Source organism: Elioraea sp. Yellowstone, from assembly GCF_006704265.1.
Classification (GTDB): Bacteria; Pseudomonadota; Alphaproteobacteria; order Acetobacterales; family Acetobacteraceae; genus Elioraea.
On record NZ_VIKA01000259.1, the window covers coordinates 1 to 2,218 of the forward strand.

Consider the following 2,218-nt stretch of genomic DNA (forward strand, 5'->3'; position numbering starts at 1 on the left):
GTAGCGCCAGGCAAACCGCTATCCTGACTGCGCCTCGCGGCAGTCAGCGCGAACGACCCTCGTTCCGCAGAGGTCTCATAAGGCGGGGGTCGCGAACCAGCATGCCGCTCTGTGCCAAGCATCGGGAGAGGCATTTTACAACACATCTCAATTCCGCCTGCGCGATTTGACCTCCAGAGCGCGACGGCAGCAGCTGAAGGCCGATTTCGAGGCGTACCTCGACGGATTCTCGCCGAACGTTCAGGAAGTGCTGGATAAGTTCAAGTTCTGCAATCAGATTCCCACGCTCGTCGAAGCAGATGCCCTCGGTTTCCTGCTCGAAAAATTTCTGGACCCCTCAGTTAACCTGAGCCCAAAGCCGGTCCTCCACCAGGACGGGAGCGTCCGGCTTCCCGGCCTCGACAACCATTCTATGGGCACGATCTTCGAGGAGCTCATCCGCCGCTTCAACGAAGAGAACAATGAGGGGGCAGGCGAGCACTTCACGCCGCGCGACGTGGTAGAGCTCATGGCCTACCTCATCTTCATGCCAATCGCCGACCACATCCAGTCGGGCACATACCTCGTGTACGACGGCGCTTGCGGCACGGGCGGCATGCTCACTGTCGCCGAAGAGACACTGATCAAGCTGGCAACCGACCACGGGAAGGAAGTTTCCGTTCACCTCTATGGACAAGAAGTCAACCCGGAAATATTCGCCATAAGCAAGGCCGACCTGATCCTGAAGGGAGAAGGCGTTGAGGCCGAAAACATGAAATTCGGATCTACGTTGTCAGCGGATGCGTTCCCGTCCCGCGAGTTCGACTTCATGCTTTCCAATCCCCCCTACGGCAAGTCTTGGAAGACCGACTTGGAGCGCATGGGGGGGAAAAAAGAACTGCGTGACCCTCGCTTCGTGATCGAGCACAGAGGCGATCCTGAGTTCAGCCTGATCACCCGATCCAGCGATGGCCAGATGGTGTTCCTGGCCAACATGCTCAGCAAGATGAAGAAGGCGTCTCCCCTCGGGAGCCGGATCGCCGAGGTCCATAACGGGTCCTCGCTTTTCACGGGAGATGCGGGTTCCGGTGAAAGCAACGTCCGCCGCTGGATCATCGAAAACGACTGGCTCGAGGCCATCATCGCCCTGCCGCTGAACATCTTTTACAACACTGGCATCGCAACCTACATCTGGGTCTTGAGCAATCGCAAGGCCGAGAACCGCAAGGGCAAGGTGCAGCTCATTGACGCCACCGCTTGGTTCAAGCCGCTCCGCAAAAATCTCGGGAAAAAGAACTGCGAACTTGGCGCTGACGATATCAAGCGCATCTGTGACGCGTTCCTCCTACAGAAGGAAGACGAGACGTCCAAGGTCTTCCCAAACGACGCGTTCGGCTATTGGAAGATCACAGTCGAGCGTCCCTTGCGGTTGAAGACGGAGCTGACGGAAGGAGCCTTACGGCGATTCCGCAAGACGTGCTCCGAAGCAGGAGAAAGCGATCTCGTCCGCGCCATCGAGGCGGTGGCGGAAGCCCGTGGCCCGGGCCCGCATTTGGACTTCAATGCCTTCGTTGCCGAGGTGGAGGATGCCGCCAGCTCGCTTGGCCTCCGCATGACGGCCAAGCGGCAGAAGCTGCTCATATCGGCGCTCGGCCAGAAAGATGCCGCAGCGGAACCGGTGATCCGCAAGACCTCGAAGCCGAAGGCGGGGTCGGATGCGACGCAAGAAGCGCTGTATGGCAGCTATCACACGACGGTCGGCGGCAAAGCGTCGGTCGTGGAGTATGAGCCTGACACCGATCTCAGGGATACCGAACAGGTACCGTTCCTCGAAGACGGCGGCATCGAAGCCTTCTTCAGGCGCGAGGTATTGCCGCATGCCCCCGACGCGTGGATCGATGCCTCGAAAACGGTGATTGGATACGAAATCTCGTTCACGCGGCATTTTTACAAGCCGCAGCCACTGCGCACGCTCGATGAAATCGAGGCCGATATCCGAGCGCTGGAGAAAGAGATGGAGGGCTTGCTCGAAGACGTCCTCATGGGAGGACACTAAGAATGGCCACCCAGCGCTACTCCGTCACTCCCCATCCGATCGAAACGCTTCTGACTTGGGTGAAGTCCGGTGAGATTGCGATTCCTGAGAGTCTGTCTCGAATCTCATGTGGAACGTGCGAGGCGGCGCAGCAGGAGCATGACGGAGGCGGCGTAGAGGAAGGCGTTGGCGGAGGCGATGGTG

2 protein-coding genes are annotated in these 2,218 nt (G+C 59.0%); both read left to right on the top strand.

Features of this window, described 5'->3' with window-relative positions; translation table 11 throughout:
* Positions 1-247 precede the first annotated feature (247 nt).
* On the top strand, positions 248-2,035 hold the full coding sequence (locus tag FK498_RS18455) for a class I SAM-dependent DNA methyltransferase (RefSeq protein WP_202614931.1): 1,788 nt from the start codon (positions 248-250) through the stop codon (positions 2,033-2,035).
* Between the two features lie 2 nt (positions 2,036-2,037).
* Positions 2,038-2,218 (top strand): hypothetical protein (locus FK498_RS20055; protein WP_237561018.1); only part of this gene is annotated, 181 nt, incomplete at its 3' end.